We start from the raw sequence: 322 nt of genomic DNA, 5'->3' as shown, positions 1-322 counted from the left end.
CATTTTCAACTAATATTTCAACGATTTCACCATTCACTTCTGCTTCGATTTCATTAAATAGCTTCATGGCTTCCACGATACAAACCACTGAATCTTCTTTTACTTTATCACCTTTCTGAACATAGACATCTGCATCTGGTGATGGAGATGAATAGAAAGTACCAACCATCGGTGACACAATTTTATGTAAGTTTTCATCTACCGTTGGTGCAGCTGCAACAGGTTCTGCTGGCTTTGCCTGCGGTTGAGCAGGTTGCGCAGCAGGCACGGCTACCTCAGTAACAACTGGAGCAACAGGCTGTGCTGCTTGTACCTTGCTTTC

Annotated in this window: 1 protein-coding gene; it reads right to left on the bottom strand. The window is 43.5% G+C overall.

Annotated elements, in window-relative coordinates; genetic code table 11:
- Positions 1-322, bottom strand: a 322-nt coding sequence (gene accB, locus V7147_RS16035; RefSeq protein WP_335368836.1) for an acetyl-CoA carboxylase biotin carboxyl carrier protein, incomplete at both ends; no start/stop codon positions are given.

The sequence above is a fragment of the Bacillus sp. JJ1521 genome (assembly GCF_036965165.1).
Classification (GTDB): domain Bacteria; phylum Bacillota; class Bacilli; order Bacillales; family Bacillaceae_L; genus Ferdinandcohnia.
The sequence above is the reverse complement of the archived record's forward strand: the minus strand, read 5'-3'. Positions and strand labels throughout refer to the sequence as shown.